Source organism: Caproiciproducens lactatisolvens, from assembly GCF_052443335.1.
Classification (GTDB): domain Bacteria; phylum Bacillota; class Clostridia; order Oscillospirales; family Acutalibacteraceae; genus Caproiciproducens.
In genome coordinates, this window is sequence record NZ_CP195750.1 from 1,540,003 (window position 1) to 1,556,126 (window position 16,124).

18 protein-coding genes and 1 tRNA gene are annotated in these 16,124 nt (G+C 44.8%); 14 read left to right on the plus strand and 5 right to left on the minus strand.

The features are described 5' to 3' along the window. The first annotated feature begins 11 nt into the window (after nucleotides 1–11). Nucleotides 12–1,922, plus strand: a complete 1,911-nt coding sequence (locus ACRQV7_RS07570) for a polysaccharide biosynthesis protein (RefSeq protein ID WP_444660081.1) — start codon at nucleotides 12–14, stop codon at nucleotides 1,920–1,922. 56 nt (nucleotides 1,923–1,978) lie between these two features. Here the strand turns inward: ACRQV7_RS07570 and ACRQV7_RS07575 are convergent, their stop codons facing one another. Then, nucleotides 1,979–2,557 (minus strand): thymidine kinase, encoded by a 579-nt coding sequence (locus ACRQV7_RS07575; RefSeq protein ID WP_444660083.1) that lies wholly within the window; start codon nucleotides 2,555–2,557, stop codon nucleotides 1,979–1,981. A gap of 197 nt (nucleotides 2,558–2,754) precedes the next feature. On the opposite strand from ACRQV7_RS07575, the gene ACRQV7_RS07580 reads away from it, so the two are divergent. Continuing rightward, on the plus strand, nucleotides 2,755–4,434 hold the full coding sequence (locus ACRQV7_RS07580; protein ID WP_444660085.1) for a GGDEF domain-containing protein: 1,680 nt from the start codon (nucleotides 2,755–2,757) through the stop codon (nucleotides 4,432–4,434). Between the two features lie 105 nt (nucleotides 4,435–4,539). Further along, nucleotides 4,540–5,307, plus strand: coding sequence for a polysaccharide deacetylase family protein (locus tag ACRQV7_RS07585; protein WP_444660087.1), 768 nt, complete (start codon nucleotides 4,540–4,542; stop codon nucleotides 5,305–5,307). 198 nt (nucleotides 5,308–5,505) lie between these two features. Here the strand turns inward: ACRQV7_RS07585 and ACRQV7_RS07590 are convergent, their stop codons facing one another. Next, the gene (locus tag ACRQV7_RS07590; protein ID WP_444660089.1) at nucleotides 5,506–5,745 is read right to left on the minus strand and encodes a hypothetical protein; all 240 of its coding nucleotides are present in this window, start codon (nucleotides 5,743–5,745) and stop codon (nucleotides 5,506–5,508) included. Between the two features lie 634 nt (nucleotides 5,746–6,379). Between ACRQV7_RS07590 and pdaA the strand changes: the two genes are divergently transcribed. From pdaA to ACRQV7_RS07610, 4 genes are all read left to right on the plus strand, one after another. Next, nucleotides 6,380–7,189, plus strand: coding sequence for a delta-lactam-biosynthetic de-N-acetylase (gene pdaA / locus ACRQV7_RS07595; protein ID WP_444660091.1), 810 nt, complete (start codon nucleotides 6,380–6,382; stop codon nucleotides 7,187–7,189). A 132-nt stretch (nucleotides 7,190–7,321) separates the two neighbouring features. Further along, nucleotides 7,322–7,540 carry a hypothetical protein gene (locus ACRQV7_RS07600; RefSeq protein WP_275715672.1) on the plus strand — a complete coding sequence of 73 codons (219 nt, stop codon included), beginning with the start codon at nucleotides 7,322–7,324 and terminating at the stop codon, nucleotides 7,538–7,540. A 78-nt stretch (nucleotides 7,541–7,618) separates the two neighbouring features. Next, nucleotides 7,619–8,161, plus strand: coding sequence for a hypothetical protein (locus ACRQV7_RS07605; RefSeq protein ID WP_275715674.1), 543 nt, complete (start codon nucleotides 7,619–7,621; stop codon nucleotides 8,159–8,161). A 112-nt stretch (nucleotides 8,162–8,273) separates the two neighbouring features. Next, entirely contained in the window at nucleotides 8,274–8,465 is a 192-nt protein-coding gene (locus ACRQV7_RS07610) for an alpha/beta-type small acid-soluble spore protein (RefSeq protein ID WP_038324061.1), read from the plus strand. 100 nt (nucleotides 8,466–8,565) lie between these two features. On the opposite strand, the gene ACRQV7_RS07615 is transcribed toward ACRQV7_RS07610, so the two are convergent. Next, nucleotides 8,566–9,840 (minus strand): M14 family metallopeptidase, encoded by a 1,275-nt coding sequence (locus ACRQV7_RS07615; RefSeq protein WP_444660094.1) that lies wholly within the window; start codon nucleotides 9,838–9,840, stop codon nucleotides 8,566–8,568. Nucleotides 9,841–10,018: 178 nt separating this feature from the next. On the opposite strand from ACRQV7_RS07615, the gene ACRQV7_RS07620 reads away from it, so the two are divergent. Next, complete coding sequence (locus tag ACRQV7_RS07620; protein ID WP_444660096.1) at nucleotides 10,019–10,861, plus strand: deoxyribonuclease IV; 843 nt, start codon at nucleotides 10,019–10,021, stop codon at nucleotides 10,859–10,861. A gap of 41 nt (nucleotides 10,862–10,902) precedes the next feature. On the opposite strand, the gene ACRQV7_RS07625 is transcribed toward ACRQV7_RS07620, so the two are convergent. Then, nucleotides 10,903–11,430: a DUF6512 family protein gene (locus ACRQV7_RS07625; RefSeq protein WP_275715680.1), complete on the minus strand. Its 528-nt coding sequence runs from the start codon at nucleotides 11,428–11,430 to the stop codon at nucleotides 10,903–10,905. A gap of 283 nt (nucleotides 11,431–11,713) precedes the next feature. Between ACRQV7_RS07625 and ACRQV7_RS07630 the strand changes: the two genes are divergently transcribed. The 4 genes from ACRQV7_RS07630 (at nucleotide 11,714) to ACRQV7_RS07645 (ending at nucleotide 13,720) form a co-directional block, all read left to right on the plus strand. Next, the gene (locus tag ACRQV7_RS07630; protein WP_444660098.1) at nucleotides 11,714–12,445 is read left to right on the plus strand and encodes a transglycosylase SLT domain-containing protein; all 732 of its coding nucleotides are present in this window, start codon (nucleotides 11,714–11,716) and stop codon (nucleotides 12,443–12,445) included. Between the two features lie 315 nt (nucleotides 12,446–12,760). After that, nucleotides 12,761–13,234, plus strand: a complete 474-nt coding sequence (locus ACRQV7_RS07635; protein WP_275715684.1) for a putative ABC transporter permease — start codon at nucleotides 12,761–12,763, stop codon at nucleotides 13,232–13,234. 114 nt (nucleotides 13,235–13,348) lie between these two features. After that, nucleotides 13,349–13,435, plus strand: a tRNA-Leu gene (locus tag ACRQV7_RS07640). 63 nt (nucleotides 13,436–13,498) lie between these two features. Continuing rightward, nucleotides 13,499–13,720 carry a hypothetical protein gene (locus ACRQV7_RS07645; protein WP_444660101.1) on the plus strand — a complete coding sequence of 74 codons (222 nt, stop codon included), beginning with the start codon at nucleotides 13,499–13,501 and terminating at the stop codon, nucleotides 13,718–13,720. Between the two features lie 216 nt (nucleotides 13,721–13,936). Here the strand turns inward: ACRQV7_RS07645 and ACRQV7_RS07650 are convergent, their stop codons facing one another. Continuing rightward, nucleotides 13,937–14,485 carry a flavodoxin family protein gene (locus ACRQV7_RS07650; protein WP_444660103.1) on the minus strand — a complete coding sequence of 183 codons (549 nt, stop codon included), beginning with the start codon at nucleotides 14,483–14,485 and terminating at the stop codon, nucleotides 13,937–13,939. A 287-nt stretch (nucleotides 14,486–14,772) separates the two neighbouring features. Here ACRQV7_RS07650 and ACRQV7_RS07655 point away from each other — a divergent pair, with 287 nt between their 5' ends. Both ACRQV7_RS07655 and ACRQV7_RS07660 read left to right on the plus strand, forming a co-directional pair. Further along, nucleotides 14,773–15,135 (plus strand): winged helix-turn-helix transcriptional regulator, encoded by a 363-nt coding sequence (locus ACRQV7_RS07655; RefSeq protein ID WP_275715690.1) that lies wholly within the window; start codon nucleotides 14,773–14,775, stop codon nucleotides 15,133–15,135. Between the two features lie 115 nt (nucleotides 15,136–15,250). Continuing rightward, nucleotides 15,251–16,123, plus strand: coding sequence for a DegV family protein (locus ACRQV7_RS07660; protein WP_275715692.1), 873 nt, complete (start codon nucleotides 15,251–15,253; stop codon nucleotides 16,121–16,123). Nucleotide 16,124: the final 1 nt, after the last annotated feature.

The window sequence follows — 16,124 nt, forward strand, 5'->3', positions numbered from 1 at the left end:
TAATTTATGATATGAAGAATCAAAGGGCTACTTTTGGAAGAACATTCGCTCAAATCATAATAGATGTTCTCTGTGTGTTTTTCAGCTACTGGATTGCTTATGTTTTACGTTATGATGGGAAGATTTATCTCCCCGCTTATGACTGGGAATCCTTCTGTACATGGATTCCGTGGATTTCAATCATTTATATTGCTTCTTTTACGGTCTTTCGTTTTTACAAGACAATGTGGCAGTTTGCCAGCCTTGATGAATTATTGCTGATTTTTTACGGGACAACCTTTGCGGCCTTGCTTGTAACCATTTTAGGTTTTACCTTTGCGCAGCAAATTTCATGGGGGGTTTTTCACGTAAGGCGTTTTCCATGGGGTGTCTATGTCATCGGCTGGGTATTGACCATTTTTTTGGTGGGCGCTTCCCGGTTCAGCTTCCGGCTGATCCGCAGAATGAAGCGCAGGAGTCAGATCAACAGGGAAGACGGCGAGGAATTTCACCGCGTGATGATTATCGGTGCGGGAGAAATGGGCTCCATGGTCATCAAGGATATGAAGGCCGCACCTGAAAGCAAAGGCATTCCTGTGATCGCCATCGACGACAACAAAAGCAAACGAGGAACCAGAATCCATGGCGTCAAGGTGGTCGGCGGCCGTGAAAGCATTCCGAAAATGGCCGTTCGCTATAATATCGACCAGATTGTGCTGGCTATTGCATCGGCCAGTAAAAAGGACAAGCAGGATATCCTGAGCATCTGTGCGAAAACAGGCTGTCAGCTGAAGACGATTCCCGCGCTGTATGAAATCATCGAGGACAGCGCCGATCCCCTGAAAGTCAGGAACGTCGATATTGTCGACCTTCTGGGAAGAGATGAAATCAAGCTGAATATTGCGGAAATCAGCGGGTATCTCAAAAATAAAACTGTGCTGGTAACCGGTGGGGGCGGCTCCATCGGCAGCGAGCTGTGCCGCCAGATCGCTTATTTTAATCCGAAAAAACTGATTATTTTCGATATATACGAGAACAACGCCTACGATTTGCAGAATGAGCTTCTGATGCGCTTCAAACATTTGAACTTAGAAGTCCTGATCGGCTCCGTCCGGGACAAGGCAAGGATCGAGCATATTTTTTCTGTCTGCAAACCGGACGTCGTTTTTCACGCTGCCGCCCATAAGCATGTGCCTTTGATGGAGCTGAGCCCCGGAGAAGCGGTGAAAAACAATGTGTTCGGTACGCTGAATGTGGCGCAGGCCTGCGACAAATACGGCGTGAAGCGCATGGTGCTGATTTCAACCGACAAGGCGGTCAACCCGACGAATATCATGGGTGCGACGAAACGTATCTGTGAATTGATCATTCAGTACAGCAGCCGTCACAGCAAGACCGATTATGTTGCTGTCCGTTTTGGCAACGTTTTGGGCAGCAACGGCAGTGTCATTCCTCTTTTTAAAAAGCAGATTGCGGCCGGAGGCCCGGTCACCGTTACCCATCCGGATATCATCCGGTATTTTATGACGATTCCCGAAGCGGCGCGTCTGGTGATCCAGGCAGGAGGCATGGCGCGCGGCGGTGAGATCTTTGTGCTGGACATGGGCCAGCCGGTGAAAATTGTTGATCTGGCAAAAAACCTGATTCGCCTTTCGGGTCTGCAGCCGGATGTTGATATTAAAATCGAATACACGGGACTGCGCCCCGGTGAGAAGCTTTATGAAGAACTTCTTCTGGACAGCGAAGGCGGATGCCAGAAGACTTCCCATGAATTGATCTATATTGGTACGCCGATCCCGTTCAATGAGGATACGTTTATCAATCAGATTGAACAGCTGAGGGAGGTCGCCGGTTCCAATAATGTGGAAATGATGAATATCGTTCATGAGCTGGTACCGACTTATTCCGGCCACGCCGAAGAGACGGACGCTCTTGCAAATTGATTTTCATGAATAAAGCCCGCGGTCAGTCCATTCACTGACCGCGGGCTTTCCTCGTTCTATTTCTGTTTTCGTGGATTGTCTATTCTGTCGTTTTTCCAGCATTCGTAGCATAGGCCGATATAACTTTCGTTTCCGCCGATGAAGACCTGTTCCCCTTCCCGGACGATTTTTCCATTGCAAATCCTTGCGTTGACTTCCGCCTTGCGTCCGCAGGTACAAACGGACTTGATTTCCGTCAGTGAGTCCGCGATTTCGAACAGGCGTTTGCTGCCTTCAAACATATGCGTCTGAAAATCGGTCTTTAATCCGAAACAGAGAACGGGGACAAACTCGATCGCGATATCCTTGAGCTGATTGATTTGCGGGGCGGATAAAAACTGCGCTTCGTCTATAATCAGGACATCGTAACGGTTTTGCTGAAACCATTGATACAGGTCCACGCTCTTATCCATTAAAATACCGGTATCTTTCAGCCCGATCCTGGATTTTACAACGGTAAGGCCGTCCCTGTTGTCCACAGAGGGTTTTAATAACCCTACCCGGTATCCTTTTTCTTCATAGTTAAATTTCACCATCAGCGCCTGTGCCGTTTTGCTGCTGCCCATTGCGCCATATTTGAAATACAATTTCGACATTTTCATTCCTCCGGTTTATTTTTGACAATCTTTTCTAAGTATAGCATCCTTTATTTACTTATGAAATACTAAAATTTGGCGATGAATACAATATTTAAAAATAATAGTCACAAAATGTCTGATTCAATAAATGATTGCTGATTAAGGTCGAATATGCTATAATTTTTCGTGTGTAAAATAAAAAGGCGGTGAACCGTTTGAGCAGACCCAAAATGCTGTATGTTCAGTTCTTTCTTGTAAGTTTGTCTGCGGTGGTCATCGCCTTTATTTATATCACTTTTCAAGTGGAACAAATCAGGCTGGATGGGGGAGAAGTAACCGATTTTAACACGGGATGGCTGTTTACAGGCAGTGATGGGAGCAGTCTGAAGATCGATTTGCCGGTGCACTCCGTACCGGGAGCTGAAAAAAACAGGGCCGATTCTATTTCCAACAAGCTTCCTTCTGATCTCGGCAGTGAAATGACGCTCTCCTTTCCGACCTATCATGCGAGGATGCGTGTCTTTGTAGGAGACAAATTAATTGATGAGTTTGGGTATCAAACGCATCTCCTGTTTGGAAAATCCCCGGCATGTACGGCGTGGCATATTGTTCCTCTGCCGGAAGGCTCGGCAGGAAAGACGGTTACCATTGAAATCTGTTCTCCTTATACGAAATATGCATCTACATTCAATGCAATTACCATCGGGACGAGAAGTGCGAATATTATCTATTTGATGCAGAAATTTTTTCTCAGCACGATGATTAGTTCTCTGGTCCTGATTTTTGGAGTTCTGCTGTTGATGCTGTATTTTATTGCCCGGACAAGGATGAAAAACAATCTTTCTCTTCTGTATCAGAGCCTGTTTGCCATCAGCATCTCTGTTTCCGCATTGACGGAAACGTCGGTTCTGCAGCTTGTAACCGGAAATGTTCTGGCGCTTGGCTATATCATGTATTTTTCGCTCATGCTCTGTTCCATTCCCTATTTACTGTTCATCAAAACGGTTTATGCGAAACACCACGCGGAGCTGTTCGATCTGCTTTGTATCGCCGCCGTGGCGAATTTTTTGATCTGCACGTTTTTGCAGGTATTCAATCTGTCGGATTTTCCTGAAACAGTCTTTTTGACCCATATTATTATGGCGTTGGCTCTCGTCCTTTCTGTTTATACCGCGCTTGAAAATTTATTGAAGTACAAAGACCATAAAGTAATTCCTTTTTTAACCGGACTTGGTTTGATGTTTATTCTTTTTATGGTCGATATGGTCCGGTATTACACGGGTGTTTATCAGGATGGGGCGCTGTTTTGCCGCTCGGGGCTTTTCCTCTTTGTCGTTCTTCCTTCTATTGATACGGTTTCCCAATATTTTTCGATGATTGAGCTTGGCATGGAAGCCCGCGTTCTGAAACGTCTTGCCTATCTTGACGTGCTGACACAGAAAAAGAACCGGACAGCCTTTGAAATCAAAATGGAAGCTTTAAATCTTCAGCGTGACTGTTCCCATGTGGCGATTGTGGCGTTTGATGTAAATAATTTAAAGACGGTCAACGATAACTTTGGACACAAATGCGGGGATGAACTGATTCTGGCGGCTTCGGACGTGATTCAGCAGAGCTTTGAAGGATATGGAAGCTGCTACCGTATCGGCGGGGATGAATTTGCAGTGATTGTTGAAAACGATCTGGTCAGCAGTACCAAAGCATGTATCCATGATTTCAGTAGGCTGTTAAACGAATACAACCAAAAAAATCCCAGCCGGATCGAAATCGCCTACGGCTACGCGGAATACGAGCCAAATGACAAAAATTTATTTGAAACACTGAATCGTGCGGATAAGCTGATGTATGAGAATAAAAAACAAATGAAAGACACCGTGTATTCAAAAGAACTTTAACACAGGGAGCCGCTTGAAAGAATAAACAGGAATTTAAGAATCTGGGTAAAAAAGAAAATAGGAAAACCCTCTTGGTGCATATAATTGTGCCAAGGGGGCATTTTCATGAGATTTTTGATTCTGACCAGAAAAAGAATACTGACGGTCTTATGCTGCCTGATTTGCGGCATATTGGCTGTATTTCTGGCATTTCAGGGCGTAGCGGCAATCAAGGCATCTTCCAGTAAGCGTCTGATCCCAATTTATTGTGTAAAAACAGATGAAAAGAAAATTGCGATCTCCTTCGATGCGGCGTGGGGAAATGAAGAGACACAGACGCTGATCGATATCCTGAATAAATACAACGTCAAGACGACCTTTTTTGTGGTGGGCGCCTGGGTGGATAAATATCCCGAATCTGTCAAGGCGCTTGCGGCCGCCGGGCATGAGGTCTGCAACCATTCCAATACGCATCCCCATATGCCGAAACTCGGGCAGACGGAAATGGCGGCACAGGTGACGGAATGCAACAATAAAATCAAAAATGTAACCGGTACCAGTCCGCTGCTTTTCCGTGCGCCTTACGGCGATTATAACAATGCTGTGATTGAAACCGTAAAATCTCTTAATATGTACTGTATCCAGTGGGACGTGGACAGTCTGGATTGGAAAAACCCGCCGCCCAACGATATCGTTACCCGGGTGACCACCACGGTAAAACCCGGCTCCATCGTTTTGTTCCATAACGGTGCGAAAAATACACCGGCGGCCCTTCCCAAAATCATAGAAGCACTGCAGAATCAGGGTTACCAGATCGTCCCCGCATCACAGCTGATCTATAAAGACAACTACACCATAGACCATACCGGAATGCAGGTGAAAGAAAACGGATAAAAATCCATTCCGCCTTGCCTTTTGGAGGAGGGAAATCGATAGAAAAAGGGCACCGCGGATTCATGCGGTACCCTTTTGTGCCGGAATATAATTATTGTTGTGAAATAAGCATTGACAGAATATGAATTTTATGTTAATTTAAAAATTAGAGTTTATACACATTGCAGGATAATGTGTATGGGCTTATGTGCTTTTTCTTCAGCGAAGTTGCTCCAATATGAACGTCATTATTGGGGCAACTTCTTTCATTTTGTCCGTAAGAATGGCGATCAGTAAAAGAATGAGCAGAAAGACATTCAAAGCTTTCAGAAGGTTTTTTGAATTAATGTTCGGCAGACACCATTGAATCGTTTTCACTTCATGACGTTTTCCTTCATCCTTTGTAACGGTGTCGTAGGTTTTTTTCCAGATGACCACGGAACGGGCATTCGTTTTCATAATGAATCTCCTTTCTTATGGCGAACGCACAGATGTGAACAGGTTTCTGAGAATGTCCAATTTTTTTCACCTCGAATCTTGATAGGATGATTTATAATAAAAATGACCAATCCAGTAGGGAGTGGTCATGAAAGGCCCTCCATAAATTCAATTGCAAGCAACCGGTTGTCAATATGGAGGAATATTACTTTTTGGGGGACAGATCCGCCATCTGACGATACTACTCCGGTTCGATTGTTTTCATAACGCAAAACTCCCGATTATCATTCTTATTTACGATTAAAGAATATTACACTTTTTTATGAATGTCAACATATATTTTGGGGAAGTTTTATTGAAATATAGATAATATTTTAGCTGAATACAGTTCTGGAAAAGGAAATTTGTCAATTTATAAGGAAAATAAATCTTGTTCAGTATTAAATTTGCGGTCGGATATCCACATCTTTAAAAAATCTGTTTTTATATTACCGAATTACGCTTCGTTCCTGTTATGGTATCATCCCAGCTTTCTTATCCGTTCCTGCTCAACCCTGTATTGCGGTTGGGAGGGACTTTTTTATTTTCTGAAAATTTTTCTGATATTATCTGTGACGGCATAATATATTTTACTGTAAGGCAGGTGACAAATACCGTGTATATAACCGTTAGAAAAAAGCAAATCGAAATTGTCATGGCAGTCTTTCTTTTTCTGCTGGCAGGCATTCTTACGCTTACCCATCAGCAGCAGGAAATCGCTGTACAGACGGCTGCCGCCAATACCAACTGGGGGCTCGGTTTTGGGGAGGACGGCAAGCAGCCTACAGGAAATGCCTCTGCGGATTTTTTAAAGCAGTATAACGCCTATTATGTGGGGGCGGCAGATAAAAAGGTGATTTACCTGACGTTTGATGCTGGGTATGAAAATGGGTATACACCGGCGATTTTGGATGCGCTGAAAAAACACAATGTAAAAGCAACTTTTTTTGTAGTGGGAAATTATTTGAATACGAGCCCAGATCTCGTGAAACGGATGATTGAGGAAGGCCATATTGTCGGAAACCACACCAATACGCATCCCGACATGTCAAAAATTTCGGATATGACATCGTTTCAAAAGGAAATTTCAGCGGTGGAAACGAAATTCAAGGAAATCACCGGGCAGGATATGCAGAAATATTATCGCCCCCCACAGGGAAAATACAGTGTAAATAACCTGAAGCAGGCCAACGAGCTCGGATATAAAACGATTTTCTGGAGCCTTGCCTATGTGGACTGGTACCAAGATAAGCAGCCGACAAAGGAACAGGCTTTTGACAAGCTGATTCCCCGTATCCACCCTGGGGCAATCGTGCTGCTGCACAGCACCTCTAAAACAAATTCCGCGATATTGGACGAATTGCTCTCCAAATGGGAAACCGCCGGGTATACCTTTGGGACCTTGGACGAATTAAGCGGAAAATAGGCAAAAAATCATTTCACGAAATATGCTTGTTTTGTGAATGCACGAATGCTACAATAGTTCCAATGGATTTATGTAAACGACATGCCATGTTTCGTCAAGGAAATCGTGATGGTAAGAAAAAGGAGGACAAAAATGGCGAAAATAACGGATATCAGAAAGTGCGGCAGACTGATCAGCGTCTATAACAAGACCGCAATGGACGTTAACTTTAATCAGGAATATTTCTCCATTTGGGTTCACGCCGCAGGACAGGAATCCGGTTTGGAAACCTGTCCGCTGAATGTGCAGCTGAATACGGAAATGGCTGAAAGACTTCGGAATTATTTAAATGAATTTTTAAATAAATCATGAATGAATTCTTTTCTTAGCTACATACTTTACGAGCAAACGCAAATAATGTTTGTACTGATTTACGGGAGTGAGTGTAAAATGACAAACATTATTTTGTGTGGCAAATCAACCGACACATCTGTTTCATGTGCTTTGCTTCCGGCGCTGGAAAAATACGGTGGAGTACAGTATTTCAGTACGCGGCATCTTGTGCGCCTTGGAAGCGACAAAGTCAAATTCCTTCTTTACGACTGTGAAAAACTGCCGCAAATCGAGCTGGAAAGCGGCATCATTCTGTTTAAAAACAGCTTTCATTCTTCAGAAAAAATTTTGATTCCGGAGGGATTCTTGTCCATTCTGGAAATGAAAAATGCAAGCGCGGCAGAATTGCTCAACGGAACCGGAGCCGCGGCGATTACCTGCGGCACAAGCTCCAAAGATACGCTCAGCATTGCCGGTATCGATGAAACGAGTGCTGCGCTGAGCCTTCAGCGCAGTGTGATGACGCTTGACGGAAAAATGGTAGAGCCCCGCGATTTTACGGTCAGATTCCCGCCAAAGCTCAGTCCTACACGTATTTTAGCAGTGTGCGCCGTGCTGTTGCTGTCCGGTATCGATTCCGCAAATGGTTATGAACTTTAACATGCAAAAATTAACATTCATAAAAACACCCCACATACACAAAATAGGAAAGCAAACGCAAAACAAATCAAAATTCAAAAGAATTGAAAATTATTGAAGGAGTGTTTTGATTATGGCAAGTAAACAGAATGTAGTTCCTGAAGCAAGAGAAGCTCTGAACAAGTTTAAGATGGAAGCCGCTTCTGAAGTCGGCGTCAACTTAAAGCAAGGTTATAACGGCGATTTGACTTCCAGAGAAGCCGGTTCCGTCGGTGGCCAGATGGTCAAAAATATGATTAAAAGCTACGAGCAGAACATGAAGTAAAAATTTCCATTGTTGGAGCGTCATGCCGTTCGGTATGGCGCTCCAATTTTTTGAAAGCCCGCATAGATTTATCTATGCGGGCTTTGTATAAGAAATTGTTCTATACGGTGGCGGCATGAAGCAGCACGTTGATGTTTTCCTGATAAATGGTGTTAAACTGCGAAATGGAAATCGGATTTCTGCCCAGACCGACTTCAATCGTATAGCCGGGCCTGCGGTAATCCTGAATAAACCAGTCCTTGTAGCCTGCGTAAGAGGCAATTCCGGCAGTCTGGTCCAGCCGGTAGCCGCTGATTGCCGCGAATTCCTCTCCAATGGTTCTGCCTTCCGGAGGAGCCATATCCATGAAATTCCAGTAGATGACCCTGCCCTGCGTGTGGTAGGCGATCACCAGCCGGAAATCGTGGGTCTGCGTAAAATTGACGACAGTCTGTGTTTCCGGCTCCGACACGGGGAATGGTCCCGAATATCTTGTCGGACCGGGACCGGTAATGCCGTATTCTGCTTCCGCATCCTTTGACTCCTGCCACGCGGCGTTATAATTATGGTTTAAATCCACGCCGCGGTTGTTTGCCTGCCATACCGTAGAGAAATCGGTACTGCCGTTATTCCAGACAATCAGGTCCTGATAATAAGGGTTGTCGGGCTGCAGGCCGTTCAGTACCAGATCCACTCCGTCGGGGTTGACCATGGGAATGATATAAATACTGCTCTGGTTCCAGATTTCCCTGGGGCTATATCCGTCGCCCAGCGTTTGGTTCAGGGTATAGGTATATAGGAAATTTTCCGTAAACTTCATCAGCAGTGGGGAAGTGATCCACTCCAGAGCGTGATGGGCTGCATTATAGAAAACCTGATTCGGACCCGAGCCGAGCCTTAAATAATACAGGTTTTTACCAAGGACGCTGAGCCCGGCAATACCAACCTCTAAAAAAGGGTACCGTGCTTTCAGTCCCTGAATGTCCCGCTCTAAAATCTGATAAGTATAGTCAATGTTGGTGTCGACCACGTCCATACCGTAAGGAACAACAATCTGCTGGCCGACCGTGAGGTTTTCGGCGTCAAGACCGGGATTTGCTCCGAGCAGCAGGGGAAGGGACGTATGGTACCGGCGGGCGATGCTGTAGAAGGTATCGCCCGGCCTGATCCGGTACAGGTCATATCCCAGCAGGTATCGTTCCATGACCCTATAGGTGGCCGGGCCGATGATGCCGTCCTGAGTAAGACCGAACGCACGCTGAAATTGCAGGACTGCCCGGCGCATCTGCTGGCCGAAGATTCCATCAATGGGGCCGGGATTGTAGCCGATCTTTTGCAGCATTGCCTGAATTTCCATGACATCCGTCCCGGACATCCCCAATCGCAGTGTTCTCATGATGGTTCACCTCAAAATCCTTTTTTGAAAACCGCTCATTGATTCATGGTACTAATGTATTGCGGAAAATCAGGCTTTATGCTATATTTTCCATGGACGTTTCTTTCGATTTTCCGTTTTCTCCGTAAAGCAGCGGGATAAGGGAAAATAGAGAAAAGTCCTGAAAGGAGTCAATAAAATGCTGAAAATAGGCTGCCATCTTTCCGTATCCAAAGGATTTCTGGCCATGGGAAAGGATGCCCTTACCATACAGGCGAATACCTTTCAGTTTTTTACACGCAATCCCAGAGGGAGTAAAGCAAAAGAAATCAATCCGGAGGATGTCCGGGCATTGCTGGAGCTGATGGAAGAAAACCGGTTCGCACCCATCCTTGCGCATGCTCCCTATACGTTGAACGCCTGTTCGGCTGATGAGAGGACCAGAAGCTTCGCCATGGAAACAATGGCGGACGACCTTAACCGGATGGAGTTTTTGCCGGGGAATTTTTATAACTTCCATCCCGGCGGCCATGTGGGACAGGGGGCGGAAAAGGGAATAGAACGGATTACCGCAATGCTCAATTCGATTTTGAAGCCGGAGCAGCATACGACGGTTCTGCTGGAGACAATGGCCGGAAAAGGCACGGAGGTAGGCCGTACTTTTGAGGAGCTAAGGCTGATTCTGGACGGGGTCGAGCGGAAGGAACAAATGGGTGTCTGTCTCGACACCTGCCATGTGTTTGACGCCGGGTATGACATTGTAAACGGTCTTGACGACGTTCTGAACCACTTTGACGAAGTCATCGGACTTGACCGGCTGAAGGCCATCCATCTGAACGACAGCCTCAATCCTCTGGGCAGCCATAAAGACCGTCACGCCAGAATCGGGGAAGGGAAGATCGGACTCGAGGCGATCACCCGCGTGATCAACCATCCCGCTTTACGGCATTTGCCGTTTTATCTGGAGACGCCGAACAATCTTGACGGTTACGCCGCAGAAATCAAGCTTCTTCGGGGTGTCTATGAAGAGACTCCTTCTTAAGGCAAAGAAGGAGCCTCTTCTTTATGATTGCTGAATACCCATTATTTACTTGATTTTTTTGAAGCCGGGGCGGAAAACAATCCGATGTGTGGAGGGCGGAAGGTAAAAACAAAGAAGCTGAGAGTAAGCGCCGCAAGGAACAGCAGGCCTTCCCAGCCTGTTTTGGTACCGGACTTGGAGGATTCGGAAATCTTTCTTCCGCTGTAACGAAAAGCAATCAGCACCCCTGAAATAAAGGTGAGGATGTCCAGCCAGAGATAATTTTTTCCGATCATTCCGGCATAAGTGTAAAAGAAGACGATGATAAAAAGCAGTCCGAGCAGGATGCCGAGCGATTTTGCTGTAATAAAATTTCCGTACTCTTTTCCGACGGCGAAATATTCCACGATACTGAACATCAGCATGGGGAAAAAGAGCATTTTTAAATGTTCCCATACGCTTTCGTTGATCGGGCTGAACATTCCGATCAACCGGTTGTTTCCCGTCCAATTGTAAAGGAAATGCAGAATAGTGCCAAAGATCATCACGAAAATAAAACCGATGGTTTCCCAAGCGAGCAAATTTTGCATGGTATCCCTCCTTTTTATTAAATTCTATGATGTGGGTTCAGAAAATAGGAGTTTAAACCATCAAAATTGCTTTATAATATGGAGTTTCAGAAGCTTTTCATCCTCCGGCCGCTACGGCGGTTAGGGGGACTGATTTTTGCATCTCAGCCGTTTTCTGAATATTTTCTGAAAGAAAGGTCAAAAATTGCAAAATAGGAGATTCTAAATCAAAGGAAGCTCCCAATTGCCGTATCGGCTAACTATTTCAAAGGAAAGGTTCTTTAAAAATAACGGGGGAGAAAGAATGAAAACTCCAGAAAAAATACATTGCAGGATAGAAACTATTTATGCGCTGTGCATGATAGCTGCGATCTTCTGTATCGGGCGATCCTTTCATAATCAGACACTTCCGGTAGAAACTCATATTGTCACCCAAAGCTCGTCCTCACAAAGTCAGCTTTCACAAAGTTCCTCTCAGGCGTCCGGCGAGGCGGTATCTGAGGAAACCAGCTGGCAGGAACAGAATTCTACGGCAGAAAAGCCCGAGTCAAAGGCAGAAAAAACGACGGAACTGCAGGAACCAAAACCGCAGGAAAAAACGGAACAGATTCAGTCATCGAAATATTATGACATTCCACTGGATGCAGATATACAGGATGCTATTTTCAGGGAATGCAAAACAAAAAATGTCCCGGAGGATCTCGTAATCGCCCTGATTGGTGTGGAGAGCCATTATAATTCAAAAAGCATCAGCAAAACCAATGATTACGGCCTGATGCAGATTAATATCTGTCACAGGGAATCTTTGGAGCGGGACCTGCAGGTTACGGATCTGCTGGACAGCAAGCAGAATATTAAAGCCGGCGTCCACATGCTTTCGTGGATCGTCAATAAGTACAGCAACATGAATCAGGCGCTGATGGTTTACAACAACGGAGAAGCCGGTGCGCAGAAGCTTTGGAAACAGGGGGTTTATTCTACGCCCTATTCCAGAAAAGTAATTGATCAGATGAATAAAATTAAAAAGGAAGCATAATGAATTTTGCTGGTAAAAGCAGGAAGAATGCTTACCATCTGAAAAGCCATAGAACTTTACAGATGGTAAGTATTTGCCGGCTCCTGATTGCTGCTTGATACAGATATTTTGTTCAACACTGTTTGAGCCGCTTTGATACAAAAGAAAACAGGATTCTCCATCTGTAATTTTATTTTAATTATGAATGATTCTGTCGAAACTGTAAAGCGATTATACTGTTCATGCTCATTTTGGTTATGTAATGCATAACATTCTTTTCTTTCTGTTCCGGGAATAGGGAAACCGTTTCCGGAATACAATCAAGGGGGTGATGTTATGCTGTGTAAGGTTCGGAATTTCTTGTTGAAGGATGCCCTTCTGCTTGTGATCGGCGGGGACATTTATCTCATAATGGAAATCTGTTACCGGGGATACTCCCATTGGAGCATGTTTGTTTTAGGCGGCGTCTGCTTTTTAGGATTGGGATATATCAACCGTTTCCTGTCCTGGGAAACGCCGCTGGTTTTACAGATGCTGATCGGAATGCTTTTGATAACGGCATTGGAATTTATCACCGGCATGATTGTCAATGTCCATTTTGGCTGGGAGGTTTGGGATTACTCGCAAAAGCCGTTCAATCTGTTCGGGCAGATTTGCCTGTCTTCCAGTATAGGATGGTATTTTCTTTCTGCGGTGGGAATTGTTCTGGACGATTACCTGCGCTGTTGGATTTTTGAAGAGGAGCAGCCGCGCTATTATCTCTTTCGCAAAAAATTGAAAACAAAAAACGGTTCCTGCGGCGGAATTTGATCAGCCCGTCATCGGTCAACTCTTTACTAAATGGAAAACGACATTTTCTGTTAAAAACTTCGTTTTTGATATTGACACATGGGCACTGATATGATAATATAGTTGAGTCGTCACGCGAGAGTGGCGGAATTGGCAGACGCGCATGGTTCAGGTCCATGTGAAAGCAATTTCATGGGGGTTCAAGTCCCCCCCCTCGCACCAAGAAGACATACTTTTTCCGTTTAGGGGAATGTATGTCTTCTTTTTTATAAAGCATGTGATATTATGGATGCAGTGGTATTTTTGTATTCGCCGATAAATGGTGAAACACAAATAGGGGAAGAGGTAGTCTTTATGTTTGAAATCATTGCATTTGTGGCAACCATCATTTTGGGTGTGTTTGCTGAGTCTATTGGTACAGGATCTCATATATCTGGAGCCGGCAGCATCGCTGCAATTGCCACCATGGGTGCGTTTATTCTATGGTCTGTTAGACACAAAAAGTAAAAAATAATTTTAGCTTATGAGATTTGGAGCATAACTGAAAGATTGCAGGCTTCATTTTTCCGGCTTAGTTCAAAAATTTTTTCTACCATTTTTACAAAAACAGCAGTTTAACCGGTAAGGTTTGACTGCTGTTTTTTGCTATGGGCAGACGGGGGAAACATCGCTCTCGCGCCGGACCGGGTCCGGAACAATCGGAAAGAGACATACTAATCTGGTTTACTTTATTGATAATCCAAGTCTTTCCACCCTTTTTAGTGCATCCGTCTGCAGAATATCTCCTTTTTCCACGACGGACGGAATCAATATACGAGCAAGGTCAGTCCATTTCAGATAGGCTGCGATCAGCTCATAGGTTCTGACCAAACCGTCAAAATCAGCCATTTCTTCAGTTTCGGCACAGGCAAGTAAAATACTTTCTTTGATATTGCTCTGTCTGCCGCCGATCAGCAGCGCATACATTTTATCTAAAGCTGCTTTAAGCTGTGCCGGAAAGGTAAACCAATACATGGGTGTTGCGAGAACGAGGATATTACTTTCTTCCAAGAATGGAGCCAATGTATTGAAATCGTCTTCAAATACGCAGGCTTCCGCTTTGGAGTAACATCTGTTACAGGCTTTACAGCCATTGATTTTGTTTAGGCCTGCTTCATATTTTGTTACAGTATGTCCGACGGTCTGCGCTCCTTTCATAAACGCATCCGCCATTAAATCGCTGTTGCCTCCTTTTCTGGGGCTGCCCGTAAGTACCAGGATTTTTTTGCCCATTTTCAATTCATCCCTTCGTATATTTTTTGCTTTATTCACCAGTATTTACAATCCTCATCTGTGATGAATCTCAGCACTTTGAGAGGACTGACTGGAATTGCGCTGTTTGGAATGTCGTAGCTGAAAGGCCGATTGTATGACCTTTCTCAAACGTAATAAATTCGGCTGGAAGTTTTTCTGTTGTTCGGTCTTCTTTTCTGATTGACACTAAGATAAGGATAGTGTATATATATTATAAGTCAAGTACGCACATTTGAGATATATACTATACTAAAGGAGAGTGTGAGATGGCGATTGAAGATTGCAGCCCAACAGGGGCAGTTATTGAAAATACTGGTTTTGGCTATACTTTGTCGATCATAGGCGGCAAATATAAAATGATTATCATGTATTGGCTTTCAGAGTATAAGCAGATTATGAGGTTTAATGAATTGAAGCGCTGTATTGGTACGATCACCTATAAAACGCTCAGCAGTACATTGAAAGACATGGAAGCCGACCAGTTGATTATCCGCACAGAGTACCCACAAATACCGCCAAAGGTGGAATACACTCTTTCAAAACGAGGAAAGTCTTTGATTCCCGTCTTAGATATGATGTGTGAGTGGGGCGAAAGAAATCGATTGCCATATTCGAAAAAATGCAGATAGAATTGTCAGCACAATGTTAAGAGAGATGGTTAAGACTGTTTTTCCGAGATTCTGCAGGAACGTTGGCACATAAAACCCGGAAGTGGTGAAAAAGCAAATTAGAAGGAGTGCAAGTATGAATCAGTATGTTATTGTATCAGATGCCACCTGCGACCTTCCGGCTGCTTTGACGGAGCAGCTTGAAATCGTTGTTATCCCGATGGAATTTACGATGAGCGGAAAAGTGTATCGGCATTTCCCCGACGCACGGGAAATGAGCTTTCACACCTTTTATGAGAGAACGAAAAACGGGGAGATGTCCGTCACTTCCCAAATCAACAGCATTACCTATGAAAAATACTTCTGCCCGATTCTCGAACAGGGGAAGGACATTTTGTATATCGCGTTTTCGTCTAATTTAAGCGGTACCTATCAGGCGTCCCGGATTTCGGCGGACGATCTGATGGAGCGGTACCCGGGCAGAAAAATTATCTGCATCGATTCCAAAGCCGCCTCGGTGGGAGAAGGAATGCTTGTTTATTACGCTGCCCGGAAAAAGCGGGAGGGCCTTGGCCTGGAGGAACTGGCGCAATGGGCAGAAATAAACCGTGATCATATGTGTCACTGGTTTACGGTCGACGACCTGAACCATCTGAAACGCGGAGGAAGGGTTTCTGCGGTATCCGCCGTAGTAGGAACGGCGCTGGGAATCAAGCCCGTGCTTCATGTGGACAAGGAGGGGAAATTGCTTCCTGTTGCCAATGTGAGAGGGCGTAAGAAGTCTTTGGAAGCGTTGGTTGACCATATGATCAAAACCTGTGTCCATCCGGAGGACCAGACCGTTTTTATCGGCCATGGAGATGATATGGAAGCGGCTGAATTTCTGAAATCCCTTGTTCAGGAAAAATTCTCCGTAAAGGAGATCATCATCAGCGATATGGGTCCCGTGATTGGAACCCACACCGGTTGCGGTATTGCCGCTCTGTTCTTTATCGGAACGGAAAAATAAG